Origin of the sequence: Oligella sp. HMSC05A10, assembly GCF_001808335.1 — a bacterium.
In the GTDB taxonomy this organism is placed as follows: domain Bacteria; phylum Pseudomonadota; class Gammaproteobacteria; order Burkholderiales; family Burkholderiaceae_B; genus Oligella; species Oligella urethralis.
The window spans coordinates 44,548-58,061 of the sequence record NZ_KV792857.1; the positions used below are offsets into that span (position 1 = coordinate 44,548).

General features: G+C 47.4%; 14 protein-coding genes. 9 read left to right on the plus strand and 5 right to left on the minus strand.

The features are described from left to right. Positions 1–11 precede the first annotated feature (11 nt). The 6 genes from lepA (at position 12) to HMPREF3144_RS02265 (ending at position 5,731) form a co-directional block, all read left to right on the plus strand. Positions 12–1,802, plus strand: coding sequence for a translation elongation factor 4 (gene lepA / locus HMPREF3144_RS02240; protein ID WP_018026413.1), 1,791 nt, complete (start codon positions 12–14; stop codon positions 1,800–1,802). 22 nt (positions 1,803–1,824) lie between these two features. After that, a complete protein-coding gene (lepB, locus tag HMPREF3144_RS02245) occupies positions 1,825–2,640 on the plus strand; it encodes a signal peptidase I (RefSeq protein WP_070476137.1) in 816 nt (271 codons plus the stop codon). An 8-nt stretch (positions 2,641–2,648) separates the two neighbouring features. Then, positions 2,649–3,422 carry a ribonuclease III gene (gene rnc, locus HMPREF3144_RS02250; RefSeq protein ID WP_018026411.1) on the plus strand — a complete coding sequence of 258 codons (774 nt, stop codon included), beginning with the start codon at positions 2,649–2,651 and terminating at the stop codon, positions 3,420–3,422. Then, positions 3,409–4,302: a GTPase Era gene (gene era / locus HMPREF3144_RS02255; protein WP_036558997.1), complete on the plus strand. Its 894-nt coding sequence runs from the start codon at positions 3,409–3,411 to the stop codon at positions 4,300–4,302. The genes rnc and era overlap by 14 nt, the downstream gene beginning before the upstream one ends. Beyond that, positions 4,295–4,900 (plus strand): DNA repair protein RecO, encoded by a 606-nt coding sequence (recO, locus tag HMPREF3144_RS02260; RefSeq protein WP_070476139.1) that lies wholly within the window; start codon positions 4,295–4,297, stop codon positions 4,898–4,900. Before era ends, recO begins: the two co-directional genes overlap by 8 nt. Positions 4,901–5,164: 264 nt before the next feature. Next, positions 5,165–5,731 carry a TMEM165/GDT1 family protein gene (locus tag HMPREF3144_RS02265; RefSeq protein WP_070476141.1) on the plus strand — a complete coding sequence of 189 codons (567 nt, stop codon included), beginning with the start codon at positions 5,165–5,167 and terminating at the stop codon, positions 5,729–5,731. A gap of 64 nt (positions 5,732–5,795) precedes the next feature. Here the strand turns inward: HMPREF3144_RS02265 and HMPREF3144_RS02270 are convergent, their stop codons facing one another. The 4 genes from HMPREF3144_RS02270 to HMPREF3144_RS02285 form a co-directional block, all read right to left on the minus strand. Then, positions 5,796–6,485 (minus strand): Bax inhibitor-1/YccA family protein, encoded by a 690-nt coding sequence (locus HMPREF3144_RS02270; protein WP_070476143.1) that lies wholly within the window; start codon positions 6,483–6,485, stop codon positions 5,796–5,798. A gap of 179 nt (positions 6,486–6,664) precedes the next feature. After that, positions 6,665–7,180 (minus strand): hypothetical protein, encoded by a 516-nt coding sequence (locus HMPREF3144_RS02275; RefSeq protein WP_070476146.1) that lies wholly within the window; start codon positions 7,178–7,180, stop codon positions 6,665–6,667. 12 nt (positions 7,181–7,192) lie between these two features. Beyond that, positions 7,193–7,681, minus strand: a complete 489-nt coding sequence (locus HMPREF3144_RS02280; RefSeq protein WP_070476149.1) for a DNA polymerase III subunit chi — start codon at positions 7,679–7,681, stop codon at positions 7,193–7,195. Positions 7,682–7,696: 15 nt separating this feature from the next. After that, a complete protein-coding gene (locus HMPREF3144_RS02285; RefSeq protein ID WP_070476154.1) occupies positions 7,697–9,199 on the minus strand; it encodes a leucyl aminopeptidase in 1,503 nt (500 codons plus the stop codon). Between the two features lie 65 nt (positions 9,200–9,264). Between HMPREF3144_RS02285 and lptF the strand changes: the two genes are divergently transcribed. The 3 genes from lptF (at position 9,265) to HMPREF3144_RS02300 (ending at position 11,931) form a co-directional block, all read left to right on the plus strand. Next, on the plus strand, positions 9,265–10,386 hold the full coding sequence (gene lptF / locus HMPREF3144_RS02290) for an LPS export ABC transporter permease LptF (RefSeq protein WP_070476157.1): 1,122 nt from the start codon (positions 9,265–9,267) through the stop codon (positions 10,384–10,386). A 121-nt stretch (positions 10,387–10,507) separates the two neighbouring features. Further along, the gene (locus HMPREF3144_RS02295; RefSeq protein WP_018026402.1) at positions 10,508–11,443 is read left to right on the plus strand and encodes a CysB family HTH-type transcriptional regulator; all 936 of its coding nucleotides are present in this window, start codon (positions 10,508–10,510) and stop codon (positions 11,441–11,443) included. A gap of 143 nt (positions 11,444–11,586) precedes the next feature. Further along, a complete protein-coding gene (locus HMPREF3144_RS02300) occupies positions 11,587–11,931 on the plus strand; it encodes a DUF2325 domain-containing protein (protein ID WP_036559021.1) in 345 nt (114 codons plus the stop codon). 358 nt (positions 11,932–12,289) lie between these two features. Here the strand turns inward: HMPREF3144_RS02300 and HMPREF3144_RS02305 are convergent, their stop codons facing one another. Next, positions 12,290–12,877 (minus strand): C40 family peptidase, encoded by a 588-nt coding sequence (locus HMPREF3144_RS02305; RefSeq protein ID WP_070476160.1) that lies wholly within the window; start codon positions 12,875–12,877, stop codon positions 12,290–12,292. Positions 12,878–13,514: the final 637 nt, after the last annotated feature.

Sequence of the window (13,514 nt, forward strand, 5' to 3'; positions counted from 1 at the left end):
TTTCGGAATTCATGCAGCATATACGCAATTTCTCTATTATTGCCCATATCGACCATGGTAAATCGACCTTGGCCGATCGCTTAATTCAGCGTTGTGGGGGTCTGTCTGAGCGTGAGATGTCAACTCAGGTGCTAGACTCCATGGACATTGAGCGTGAGCGTGGTATTACTATTAAGGCACAGACGGCCGCTTTGCACTATAAAGCCAAAGACGGCAATATTTATAATTTAAATTTAATCGATACGCCCGGACACGTGGACTTCGCCTATGAGGTGAGTCGCTCGCTTTCGGCATGTGAGGGCGCATTACTGGTAGTGGATGCTTCCCAGGGGGTTGAAGCGCAGACGGTAGCGACTTGCTACACAGCGATTGAGCTCGATGTGGAGGTGATACCGGTACTCAATAAAATGGATCTTAACTCAGCCGATCCCGATGCCGCCAAGGCCGAAATTGAGGAGGTGATCGGTATTGATGCCTCTGCAGCGATTCCCGCCAGTGCTAAAACGGGTATGGGGATAGATGAGATTCTTGAGGCCATTGTCGAGAGAATTGATCCACCAGAGGGTGATCCCGAGGCGCCTTTACAGGCCTTAATTATCGACTCATGGTTTGACAACTACGTCGGTGTAGTGATGTTAGTGCGCATTGTCAATGGCGTCCTTAAGCCTAAGGATCGCATGCGTTTTATGTCGACCAATCAAACCCATTTGTGTGAGCAAGTGGGTGTGTTTACACCGAAGTCAGAGCAGCGCAAGCAGTTAAGTGCAGGCGAGGTAGGCTTTATTATCTCAGGGGTTAAGGAGCTCGAACACGCCAAGGTGGGTGACACCATCACGGTGGTGGGCAAGGAGGCCGAAGCACCTTTGCCGGGTTTTAAAGAGGTTAAGCCGCAGGTATTTGCTGGTGTCTATCCGGTTGAGAGTAGTGAGTACGACCAGCTCCGTGATTCGCTTGAAAAGCTTAAATTAAACGATGCTTCCTTGATGTTTGAGCCGGAAGTCTCGGAGGCGCTCGGTTTTGGTTTCCGTTGTGGCTTCTTAGGGCTATTGCATATGGAGATCGTGCAGGAGCGCTTAGAGCGTGAGTTTGATATGGATATCATTACCACCGCACCGTCAGTGGTATATGAAGTCGAGCTCAATAACGGCAAGGTGATCACGGTTGAAACCCCTTCACGGATGCCGAGTGTGGGTGAGATTGCCGATATTCGTGAGCCCATCGTCCAGGTGAGTTTATTGATGCCACAGGACTATGTGGGGCCGGTGATGACGCTTTGTAATCAAAAGCGTGGCATTCAGAAGAATATGGTTTACCACGGCCGTCAGGTCAATTTAGTGTATGAAATGCCATTGGCCGAGATCGTGTTGGATTTCTTCGATCGCTTAAAGTCGGTGTCGCGCGGTTATGCTTCCATGGACTATGAGTTTGTTGAGTTCCGCAGCTCCGATGTGGTGCGCGTGGATCTCTTGATTAATGGCGATAAGGTTGACGCCTTATCCATGATTGTGCACCGTCAGCACGCCCGTCAACGCGGGCGCGAGGTGGTTGCCAAGATGCGCACCTTGATTCCGCGACAGATGTATGATGTAGCCATTCAATGTGCCATTGGTGCCGAGATTATTGCCCGTGAAAACGTCAAGGCCTTACGCAAAAACGTCTTGGCCAAGTGTTACGGTGGTGATATCTCACGTAAGAAAAAGCTCTTAGAGAAGCAAAAAGAGGGTAAGAAACGCATGAAGCAGGTTGGTAGCGTGGATATTCCACAGGAGGCCTTCTTAGCGATCTTACAAGTTGAGGATTAATACGCGGAGCAGCTAGATCATCATGGATTACGCCCTAATTTTATTACTTTTATTAATCATCGCGATCGTGGTCAAGGTCATTGATAGGCTCTTACTCCGGCCGCGCAGAGTGGCTGCCTACGGTGAGGCTGAGGCAAAGCATCGTGGTTGGTTTATTGACCTAGTGCATAGCTTTTTTCCGGTGATTTTAGCGGTCTTTGTGTTGCGTAGCTTTATTGTGGAGCCGTTTAGAATACCTTCCGGTTCGATGTTGCCAACCCTAGAAGCTAAGGACATGATCCTCGCCAATAAATTCTCCTACGGAGTGGTGTTTCCGGTTATCAACAAAAAACTTATCCCCGTGGGTAGTCCGCAGCGCGGTGATGTGGCGGTATTCCGCTATCCGCCACAGCCAGAGGTGGATTATATTAAACGCATTGTGGCGCTGCCGGGTGATCGCGTGGTCTATCATAATCACGATAAGACCCTCACGGTCAATGGTCAGCTTTATGGTCAAATGGATTTAGGGCCTTATATTAACCCCGAGCAGCAGGGTGGTGCGCCGGAGCAGTTTGCGGAAATGGCCGACGGCAAGACTTATAATATCCTGAAGTTGCCTTATGCTAACTTGGCGCGACCGCATATTCGTTATCCCTTTATGGATCACTGCGAGTACACGGCTGAGCAGCTAAGTTGTACCGTACCACAGGGCCATTATTTTGCCCTGGGCGATAATCGTGACAATAGTGTCGATAGTCGCTTCTGGGGTTTTGTGCCAGAGGAGAATATTGTCGGTAAGGCATTTTTTGTGTGGATGAACTTGGGCTTTAACTTTGATCGTATTGGCTCCATTAACTAACACTAGCGATGAATTTAAGACAATTACAAGACAAGCTGAACTATCAGTTTACTAACGAGGCGCTATTAATCCGCGCCTTGACGCACCGTAGTCATGGGCAGTCTAATAACGAGCGCTTAGAGTTCTTGGGTGACTCTATTCTTAACTTCACCATTGCATCGATACTTTTTGATGGGTTGAAAAAAGAGGATGAGGGCGATCTGTCACGCATTCGTGCTAGTCTGGTGAATCAACAGACCTTGGCAGAGTTGTCCGGCACCCTGGGTTTATCTGAGGTGCTGCGCTTGGGTGAGGGTGAGCTAAAAAGTGGTGGTTTTAGACGACCGTCCATTTTGGCAGATGCCTTAGAAGCGGTGTTTGGGGCGATCTATCTGGATGCGGATATTCAGACCGCGCAGGCGGTGATTGCCCGTCTTTATAAGCCGTTAATTGAACGTGTTGATTTCAAAACCGCTGGCAAGGATAATAAAACCCTCTTGCAGGAGCTTTTACAGTCTAAGCGTCTGGCCTTGCCACGCTATGTCGTGGTAGATACCCGCGGTGCAGCCCATGACCAGGAGTTTGTGGTTGAATGTCGGGTCGAGGACTTAGGCATTGTGACAGAGGCCAGCGGCCATAGCCGTCGTCAGGCTGAGCAGTCGGCTGCTGCTTTAGCTTTGGTGCAGCTGCAACCTATTTTGTCGCAACCACATTTTAGTAAAGCAAAGTACTTGGAACGTCAAGCCACGCAATTGAGTTTACCGGTTGCAACTGAGCAGGAACCATCAAATGAGCACAAGTAATCAGCAGCGTTGTGGCTTTGTTGCCATTGTAGGACGCCCGAATGTCGGCAAATCCACGCTGACCAATGCGCTTATCGGTGCCAAAATCTCGATTGTGTCACGCAAGTCTCAAACCACCCGTCACCGCATACAGGGCGTATTAACACGAGATAATCAGCAGTTTGTGTTTATCGATACGCCAGGCTTCCAAACGCGTCATGGGGGCGCCATGAATCGCATGATGAACCGTGTGGTGACACAGGCTTTGTCTGAGGTTGATGTGGTGGTGCATGTAGTAGAAGCAGGCAAGTGGTCAGCTGGTGATGAAAATATGCTACCGCTCTTGCCACAAAATAAGCAGGTGATTTTGGTGCTATCTAAAATCGATGCCTTAAAAAACAAAGCGGCCTTATTTGATTTTACTGCCAAGCTGATTGCCAAGTACCCCTATGATGCAGTGGTGCCAGTAAGTGCCTTAAAAGACACGCAACTCGATATTTTATTAGATGAAATTGCGCAGCGCCTGCCAGTGGGCGAGTTTATGTTTGATGAGGATGCGTTAACGGATCGTTCCATGCGTTTTATCGCCGCTGAGATATTACGTGAAAAAATCTTTCGTTTAGTCGGTGATGAATTGCCATACTCTTCCACAGTGTTGATTGAGGATTGGCAAGAGGATGATCAGGGTGTGCGGATTAATGCCTGCGTGGTGGTGGAGCGTGAAGCGCATAAGCCCATTCTGTTAGGCGCAGGTGGTCAGCATATGAAGCGCATTGCCAGTGAAGCGCGTCAAGAAATTCGCGCCATGTTAGAAAAACCAGTGTTTCTGGAAGTCTTTATCAAGGTCCGCAAGGGTTGGTCAGAGCATGAGGGTGCTTTGCGTGACTTAGGCTATGAGTAGACGTAAGGCGCGAGTACAAGAGGCCGAGGCCTTTCTTCTTAACGCTTACCCTTGGAGTGAAACCTCAGTGGTCGCCCATGTGTTTGCCAAAGAATATGGCGTGGTGGTGGCGGTAGCCAAGGGGGCGAAACGTCCTTATTCAGTCATGCGACCGATTCTTAGTCATTTTCATCCCTTGCTACTCAGTTGGAGTGGACAGGGCGAGGTCAAAACCCTGACTCGCGCAGAATATAATGGCTTTTTCCCGATCCAAGGCCGTGCACTGATGCCGGCTTGGTATATGAATGAATTACTGCTGAAGTTCCTGGCCCCAGAGGATCCGCATCCCGAACTCTTTGATATGTATAGCGAGTGCTTGCGTGAGCTAGCCGAGGGACTCAATGAAAATATTGTGTTACGTCGTTTTGAGTGGGCCTTATTAGAACAAACCGGCTACGGCTTCGCCGATCCCCAACCAGACTTCTATGATCCCGCACAGAATCTGGATTGGCGTAAGCGCATGAGACAACGCTTGGATGAGCAGTTGGATCAACGCGAGCTGAAAACCCGGGATGTGATTCAATCATTGCATCGCTTAGTGCGCGCACATCAAGAGTAAATCCAAAGCGACTACCTGCGCTTGCTTTAGCGCTGATACATGCTATAATTCAACCGTTCTTAGGGGAGTAGTTAGTCGTATCTTCCTACGAAGCGGTCATCAACACATTTGCCATTATCTCGGCATGGTGACAGCATCTATCGCATGAGAGCTTACCGGCTCCTAGTGAGCAGATTAACGAGACTTAAGACAGACACAAGGCTTGCGAGTGGGCGGTTTTGTGTTTGTCTTTTATCGTATCTGCCCACTGCTTAGGAGTTTAGCTTGGACGCTTTTATCGCCTCATTCTTAGCCGTCGCCTTGGCCGAAGTCGGTGACAAGACGCAGTTATTGGCCCTTTTTCTCACTGCTGTGTTCGCACGCAAGTTCGCCATTGTCTGTGGTATTTTTATCGCTACCGTATTGAATCATGCGGTTTCTGCTTGGTTCGGCATGTGGATTGCCGAGCATCTTAATCAAACTCACCTAAGCTGGATTGTGACTATTAGCTTTATTGCCGTGGGTCTGTGGTTATTAATTCCCGATAAAGACGATGCGGTTGATGAAAAGTATATGCAGTGGGGGGCATTGGTCGCGACTACCATACTGTTTTTCTTTGCCGAGATTGGTGATAAAACACAAATTGCTACGGTGCTGCTTGCCGCTAACTACCAGAACTTTTCAATGGTATTAGTGGGGAGTACCGCCGGAATGCTGCTAGCGAATGTGCCCGTTGTGTATTTGGGGGCGTATTTGATGAAGCTCTTGCCCTTTAAACAAGTCCGTATTGGTGCCTGTATTCTCTTTTTGTTGTTAGGCGTGGCGACCTTGCTACGGCATTATTACTTTTAGACCAATAAAAACACCGGTATCACTTAGTTGCGATACCGGTGTTTTTGTATACAGCAAGCTGCAATTAGTCGTTGTTAGTGATACCTAAAATGCTTAATAAGCTCACAAAGATATTGTAAAGGCTTAGGTAAACGGAGAGGGTAGCACTGATATAGTTCGTCTCACCGCCTTGTACAATACGCTGAATATCAACCAGCAAAAAGGCCGAGAAGATCACGATTGCTGATACCGAGATGGTGAGGGTCAAGGCCGGAATCATCAAGAAGATATTCGCAATAGCCGCCACAATCAGTACCACCGCACCGATAATTAAGGTTTTGTGTAGATGGCTGAAGTCACGCTTGGTGGTGCTGGCGATCGTAGCCATCGTCGCAAAAATCGCTGCCGTACCGCCAAAGGCCAACATAATCAAATTGGCACCGTCATTCATGCTGAGCACAAAGCCTAGCATGCGTGAGAGCATGATCCCCATAAAGAAGGTAAACAATAGCAGGAAGCCGACACCGGCAGCGCTGTTACGATTACGCTCGACTAAAAACATCAGACCAAAGGCACCGGCAAAAAAGACGATGGTAGACATGCCTGGGCTGAGTAACTGATTAAGACCCAACTGAAGCGCTAACCATGCACCGAAGACGGTGGGAATCATGGAAATGGCTAATAGCATGTAAGTATTACGCAGTACACGATTGCGCACCACGGCACCGGCGGTGCTTTGCTGCCGGTACTGAGTAGGTTGTTGATATTGATTCATGGATTCTCCAAAGAAACGCTAAACAGATAACTTAGAAATAGGCAGATAATAACAGCTTTTGAGTGGCAAATACTGCAAAATCGCATCGTGTTAAAAGCTTACAAAAAACTGAAACCTGTGTCAATAGACAAGCTAACAGTTAGTATGTTCCCCTAGATTGATGAAAGTTTAATGAAAAACTAGCGATTTTCAAAATAGCTTGCTAATTCATCCAGTACTTTTTGCTTAATGCGCTTTTCCGCCTCTGCCAGCTCATTATTAATAATCACTTGAATGGCATTTTGTAATTGGACGGGTGTGTGATTAGCGCGATTAGTCATGTCAGGGGCGCTAGGTGATAGTTCAGTGGCTTGCTGCGCTTGCGCTTGTACCCACGCTGGTGCCTCGGCTAAGCGTAACTTATTGCTCGGCTGAAAGGTTCTTTTGGTGCTTGCTGCCGGCATAGGCGCAGGCTCCACAGCAATGGCTCTGCTATCGTCTTCAACCTCAGCTGCTGCCGGGCTTAAGGTCGGTATCTCCACATCGAAGTCATAGAGCGCATCCTCGTCTGCCGGACCGACAATTGGGAAATCCTCAACGGCCTCTGATGGACTGACAACGGGATAGTCATCCGCTATCACATCCGCTTGCGTCGTTTGCTTGGCTGGCGTTTCACGCGGTGCATAAGGAGGGCGTTTGCGGAAAAATGAACTCATGAGGTGATTCCTTTAATTGCTAGTCATTTGGTGTGCAATTAGATTGGCGCCATCGCTGCGATAGTGCTTCCAGCGATTGCGGGCGTATTGCTTATCCTGCTCGTGTTCGGAAACAATTTCGAGGACACAGGCAAACTGCGCATAATGCGGCGGACAGGCCAAATCAAGATTGAGTAGCCACACCTCCTCTGCAATGGCAGCGAGCTCGCTAGCAGCCAGTAAACTCGAATCCTGCACCAACAGCACGGGCGTTGGCTGCTGCTCGTGCCCCCAGTCCTCATGGATGAGTTGCGCTAAATGCGCCGCGGATTCCACTTGTTCGTGTGGCACAAAGGCAGTCGGCGCAACATCCCAGAGCATGCGACTGAAGCCATCCAGTCGCTTTTGCTCAGAACTATAGACCAGGATTTTTTTGGCCGAGCGATAGTTTTTGGCAGCCGTCAGTGCCGCTTGTTGAATGCGGTGTCGAACCCCAAACGCAAAATACACCCTAACGCTCATGGCCATTTCCTACGATTAATGATTATCCAATAAATACTGGGCTAATAAAGGTACTGGACGGCCAGTGGAGCCCTTGGTCGCACCGCCTTTATCCCACGCTGTACCCGCAATATCTAAGTGCGCCCATGGATACTTTTTAGTAAAGCGTGCCAGGAAGCATGCGGCTGTGATGGCGCCTGCGTCACGACCGCCAATATTCTGCATATCAGCAAAATCGCTCTTTAATTGCTGCTGATACTCTTCGTCCAAAGGCATTGGCCACGCTGTATCGCAGGCATCTTTACCCGCTTGCTGCAGGGCTGCACTGAGCTCCTCATGATTGGCAAAAAGACCGCTATTGACCTTACCAAGGGCAATTACGCAAGCGCCCGTCAAGGTGGCAATATCAATCACCGCTGCCGGCTCAAAGCGCTCGGCGTAGCTTAAGGCATCACATAAAATTAAGCGACCCTCTGCGTCGGTATTCAGAATCTCAATGGTTTGACCAGACATACTGGTGACCACATCACCCGGTTTGGTGGCATGACCGCTAGGCATATTTTCGGTGGCAGGGATGAGACCGACGACTTCGCGCTCTAACTCAATCTCAGCGATAAATTTAAACAGGCCTAAGACGGTAGCCGCACCGCACATATCCCATTTCATCTCATCCATTGAAGCGCCTGGTTTTAATGAAATACCGCCAGTATCGAAGGTGACACCCTTGCCCACAAAGACGATGGGGGCTTTGGTGCTAGTCTCTTTTTTAGGCTTATGATGCAAAATAATAAAGCGTGGTGGCTCATCAGAGCCTGCGGCAACCGATAGGAAAGCGCCCATATTAAGCGCTTCAATCTGTTTTTTCTCTAGCACCTGTACGCTCAGTGATTGGTATTTTTTAGCCAGCGTCTTAGCTTGCTCACCTAGGTAGCTAGGAGTGGCGATATTACCCGGTAAATTACCTAGTTCACGCGTCAATGCCATACCGCGAGCAATCGCTTGTCCTTCAGCAATGGCCTTATCCATGGCTTTATCATGCTTATCATCAAGTAGAAATACCAGTTGCTCTAGCGTAGGCTTATCCTGGTTCTTTTTGTTTTCTTTGCCCAAGGTGGTGGTGTAGCTGTACTGCGCATTTTCAAGGGTACGTGTGGCTAATCTAAGGGCTTCGGCTAGGGGGAGCGTCGTCACCTTTTCCAATAATAAGGTATTGACCACTTTTTCTAGGCTTAGCTCATTGCATAGCTTGGCCAGCGTTTCATGCACTTTGATAAGAGCCTTCGCATTGTAATCTTCCTTTTTACCAAGACCGATTAGGACGATGCGCTCGGCTTCCACGCCTTTAAGATGGCGTAGGACCAGACTGCTGCCAAGGGTGGCTTTAAATTCTTTTTTTAATAGTGGGGCAATGGCATTTTTCGAAGCCTTATTGATGGCTTCAGCCGCAAGACCAAGTGCTTGCTCCTGATAAACGCCGACAATTAAGGCCTCAGTCTTGATCTCTTCAAATGACTTTGCTTGCTGTACTTTAAATTCCATTTGTCTGTCCTTATTCCTTATAATTAAAACTTCATTGTGTTAGTTATTATCGCTTAAGAATCTCTATGTCGCTATTCAAACGCTCAGCAGTTAACGAAATAAGCAGTCACGCCGGGGTGGTAATGTCCACCTTGATGGTGGTCTGGCTCAGTGTGTTGTTGGTTAGGTTATTGGGCCAGGCAGCAGAGGGCAGCATTGGTTCGGATATCGTCCTAGGGATTGCGGCCTTTTCCAGCGTGACAGCGCTACCCACTATTTTAACAGTGACCTTATTTATTGCTGTGATTATTACCGTTTCCCGCAGTTATCGGGAAAATGAGATGGTCGTGTGGTTTAGCAGCGGGATCTCCTTAATCACTTGGCTTAAACCGGTATTACGTGTTGCCTTGCCAATTTGTGCGCTGATTGGCTTATTGACGATTCAGGTGTCGCCATGGGCCTATGCCAAAATTGAAGAGTATCGTCAGCGCTTTGAGCAACGTTCAGATATTTTTAAAATTGCTACCGGTCAGTTTATTGAAACGCAGCATGGTGCACGGGTCTTTTTTATTGAACAAGATGAGACCTTAGAGAGCGGTTTGGGTAGGGTCTTTTCCCGTATCACCGAGGATGATGGCTGGAGCAGTACCATTACCGCCGATCATGCGGATTATCGGGTGGATGAGCAGGGACGACGTTTTATTGATTTGGGTCCTGGCAATCGCTACGATATGCGCAATGAATCGAACGAGTTTCGAATGACGCATTTTGACTCCTTTACCATGCAGATTAAAACGGCTGATGCCGGCAGTGAAGAGGCGATTCGGCAGGCGGTGTTATCACGTCTAAAGGCGCGTCCTTTTGTTGATTTAATTAACGACCGCCAGCCTAAGAGTGACGGGCAAATTATGTGGCGGGTATCGATGCCCATTGCTGCCTTAAATTTGGCGCTGCTTGCCATACCTCTAGGAGCGGTGAATCCGCGGATGGGACGCTCGATTAATCTGGTGATTGCCGGTTTGGTGGCGCTACTCTATATGAATTTACTGAATCTGATGCGTAGTTGGATTGCTAACGGCACGGTCGGTTTTTTTGAGGGGACCTTAGGGCTTAATTTACTGGCGACCATGCTCTGCGTGTATTTCTTTTGGCGTCAAATACGGGTGAAAAAGCCTAAGCCACCGCTAGTTGAGGCGCCGACGGTGTAGCTGCTATGATGATGTTGTTATATATTCATACGTTATAAGCTTAATGTGTATTATAAGAAAAAATCATATTAATATAATGCTTTACTGAATTGAGCTGAGATGTTAGTGGAGCGACCATTGTATGAATTTACAGCAATTTCGTTTTGTACGAGAAACCATTCGTCAGAACTTTAATTTAACCGAGGCAGCAAGGCAGCTTTACAGCTCACAACCCGGTGTTTCCAAAGCGATTATTGAGTTGGAAGATGAGCTTGGTATTACTATTTTTGAGCGCCACGGTAAGCGCCTGCGTGGCTTGACTGAGGCCGGTCAGCAAGTGAGCGTCATCATTGACGATATTATGCGTCAGGTCGATAATTTAAAGCGCTTAAGCGATGATCTGGCGGAAAATGACGAGGGTAGTTTGATCATTGGTTGTACCCATGCCCAAGCGCGTTATTTTTTGCCGAAATTTCTGATTGAATTTACCAAAAAATTTCCTAAAGTCCGTGTTAGTTTAAGTGAGGGTGATCCACCACAGCTCGCTAATCGTTTGCTGCACGACGAAATCGATATTGCGTTTGCTACTGAAACTCTGTCGCAAGTGAGTGATATTGTGACGCTTGACTGCTATGAGTGGGAGCATGTGTTAGTGATGAGTAGTGAGCATCCTCTTAGTCAATTAACAACCTCACAAGCAAAAAATATCACTTTGGAGCAGATTCAGCAGTATCCGTTGATTACCTATGACCGTGCTTTTTCTGGTCGTACCACCATCGATCGTGTCTTTGCCGAACATGGTTTGGTGCCGGATATTATTTTAGAGGCGGTCGATGCCGATGTGATTAAAACCTATGTAAATTTGAATATGGGGCTAGGCATTATTGCTGGCATGGCTTTTGACCCAGGGCGTGATGCGGCCTTGATCCAAATTCCGGTAGGTCATCTATTCGGCCGTCATACCACGCGTCTAGGACTTAGAAAGGGTGTGTTTGTGCGTGATTACCTGTATGAGTTCGTGACCATGTGTAGCAGTCAAAAGATTTCTCGCCATGCCTTAGATGATATGTTGGCTTAGTTTGTCTGAGTGCTAGGGCGGTGCGCTCTAAAAACCCTACACAGTCTAGGTCAATACGACATAAAGCTTGCAAATGAGAATCATTATCATCTATAATTCATTTATGCGATTGATTTTAGCTATAAATGAATTAGGAGAATGTTATGACTGGAGCGTTAGTAGTGGGTGCGGACCGTTTAGGTAATTTGACCGATCTTTTAAAATCGCACAATATTAAAGTCAAGCATCATATTAGTGGTCGTGAGGTATCGCATCAAAAGCGTGTGGATCAATTGCCGAGTGGCACTGGTTTAGTCATTTTATTGACCGATTTTCTAGGTCATAATGTGATGAAGTCCTACCGTTGTGCAGCGCAAAAGGCTGGCGTGCAGATTGTCTGCTGCCGCCGTTCTAAAGGCAGTATGCAGGAGGCTCTAGCGCGCTGTGGTTTCAAAGCGGCCTGCGCGACCTGCCCTAATCGACCTGAGCTACAACAAGCTCGTCACTAAGCGAGGAGGTGTGGGATGACTAGCGCTTTAAGATTTCAAAAGTGGTTTAGCCGTTTGATGCTACTTTTTGTGATCTGGAATTGTTTCGGACTGCGCATCGACACACCGCTTGACGGCTCTCAGGCGAGTGTCAGCCTCTTTATCAAGGAGGCTCCTAGCCTGCAGCTTATTTATTCAAACTAGTTTTTATATTTATCGTTTTCTGCCTCTGAATTTGGCTTTGTTCAGCTAAATTTCGGAGGCTTTTTTGATTGGGCGTCATCGTTATGCGCCCATAAAAAGAGCTCCACATCAGAAGATATGGAGCTGCTTTTCTGTATCAGGCGATAGGGTCTATCGCACCGCTAAAATTAGACGTCTAGAAGTGAGTCTTGGTACCGCTTAAACGACGGGCGCCGTTCCAGCGCTTATCCCAGTAGGAACTGATTTTCTCGACACGAACGACAGCACCTGAACGGGGGGCATGCACGAACTCGTTATTGCCTAAGTAAACGCCAACGTGAGAATTGCGGGCACCGCGGGTATTAAAAAATACCAAATCACCGGGCTGCAACTCACTGCGCTTAACAGCCGTGCCTAATTGCGCCTGAGAAGCGGCCACGCGTGGAATCTCCATGCCTAAGTGCTTATTCGCAATGTAGTGAATTAAACCGCTGCAGTCAAAGCCACTGCTAGGCGAGGTACCGCCAAAACGATATCTAACACCTAAGTAGTTAAGCGCAGCTTGCGCTAACTCACCAGAAGCGGTGGTTGGGGTGCTTATCTGTACGGCAGCGTTTTTACTACCTAGATCAGCTTTAGTCTGACTGAGTAACTGACCGATGGGGTCATTTAAGTCAGCACGCCACTCAGTAGAAGCAGGGGTATTGTTAATAGAAACAGCGCTTTGTTTGATGCTTGATTGAATAATCAAGTCGCCGATCACGTCCTTCTGATTATCTGCCATAGTGACGCTACTAAACGTCAGTCCTGCAATAAATCCAGTTACTACAAATAATTTTTGGCAGAAAACCTGAAACCCGTGTGATTTTGCAAAGTTTAATTGAGCCATATCACAAAAAAAGGTAACAATATAATTAGAATAGTAAGGTTTTCACTTGCGAGCAAGTAGTAAGATTTTATATAAAATTCCAAGGAGTTACAAGGCATTAGATGAGGTTTTGTCCTACTAAATTGTAAATCGCAAGGTTGTTATTATCGTAGATGTAATAAAACTTAAGCTCAAAACAAGGCGTATTTGTTGCTAAATCCAAGTTTAAACTAATTGTGTTTGCTGCAGAGCCATATAAGACCTAGTCTGGAAGAGAATAATTCGCATTTAAAGTATCTGGCGCCATTGATTGAAGTCTAAAGCATCAGCTCATAATCAAGGCCCCGCAGTTTAAAAATCTTTTTTGTAACACGTGAGGTGGTTTCTAAGAAGTGTTGTATAAGTGCTTGAAATTAATCGTGTCGCGTCGCTTCGATTTGATTGAATTGATGGCGCTCGCTACCTGCAGCAAAAAATAAAGCCATCTGATGTGAGAACGGGATGAACCCGCCATCAGATGGCTACTCTGGTGAGCTAAGCGCAAGCGCTGCCT

Coding starts and splice junctions, on each gene's coding strand:
- lepA (WP_018026413.1), top strand. CDS start 12: ATGCAGCATATACGCAATTTCTCTATTATTGCCCATATCGACCATGGT.
- HMPREF3144_RS02305 (WP_070476160.1), bottom strand. CDS start 12,877: ATGGCAGATAATCAGAAGGACGTGATCGGCGACTTGATTATTCAATCA.
- lptF (WP_070476157.1), top strand. CDS start 9,265: ATGTCGCTATTCAAACGCTCAGCAGTTAACGAAATAAGCAGTCACGCC.
- HMPREF3144_RS02270 (WP_070476143.1), bottom strand. CDS start 6,485: ATGAATCAATATCAACAACCTACTCAGTACCGGCAGCAAAGCACCGCC.
- HMPREF3144_RS02300 (WP_036559021.1), top strand. CDS start 11,587: ATGACTGGAGCGTTAGTAGTGGGTGCGGACCGTTTAGGTAATTTGACC.
- rnc (WP_018026411.1), top strand. CDS start 2,649: ATGAATTTAAGACAATTACAAGACAAGCTGAACTATCAGTTTACTAAC.
- HMPREF3144_RS02285 (WP_070476154.1), bottom strand. CDS start 9,199: ATGGAATTTAAAGTACAGCAAGCAAAGTCATTTGAAGAGATCAAGACT.
- era (WP_036558997.1), top strand. CDS start 3,409: ATGAGCACAAGTAATCAGCAGCGTTGTGGCTTTGTTGCCATTGTAGGA.
- HMPREF3144_RS02295 (WP_018026402.1), top strand. CDS start 10,508: ATGAATTTACAGCAATTTCGTTTTGTACGAGAAACCATTCGTCAGAAC.
- HMPREF3144_RS02275 (WP_070476146.1), bottom strand. CDS start 7,180: ATGAGTTCATTTTTCCGCAAACGCCCTCCTTATGCACCGCGTGAAACG.
- HMPREF3144_RS02280 (WP_070476149.1), bottom strand. CDS start 7,681: ATGAGCGTTAGGGTGTATTTTGCGTTTGGGGTTCGACACCGCATTCAA.
- lepB (WP_070476137.1), top strand. CDS start 1,825: ATGGATTACGCCCTAATTTTATTACTTTTATTAATCATCGCGATCGTG.
- recO (WP_070476139.1), top strand. CDS start 4,295: ATGAGTAGACGTAAGGCGCGAGTACAAGAGGCCGAGGCCTTTCTTCTT.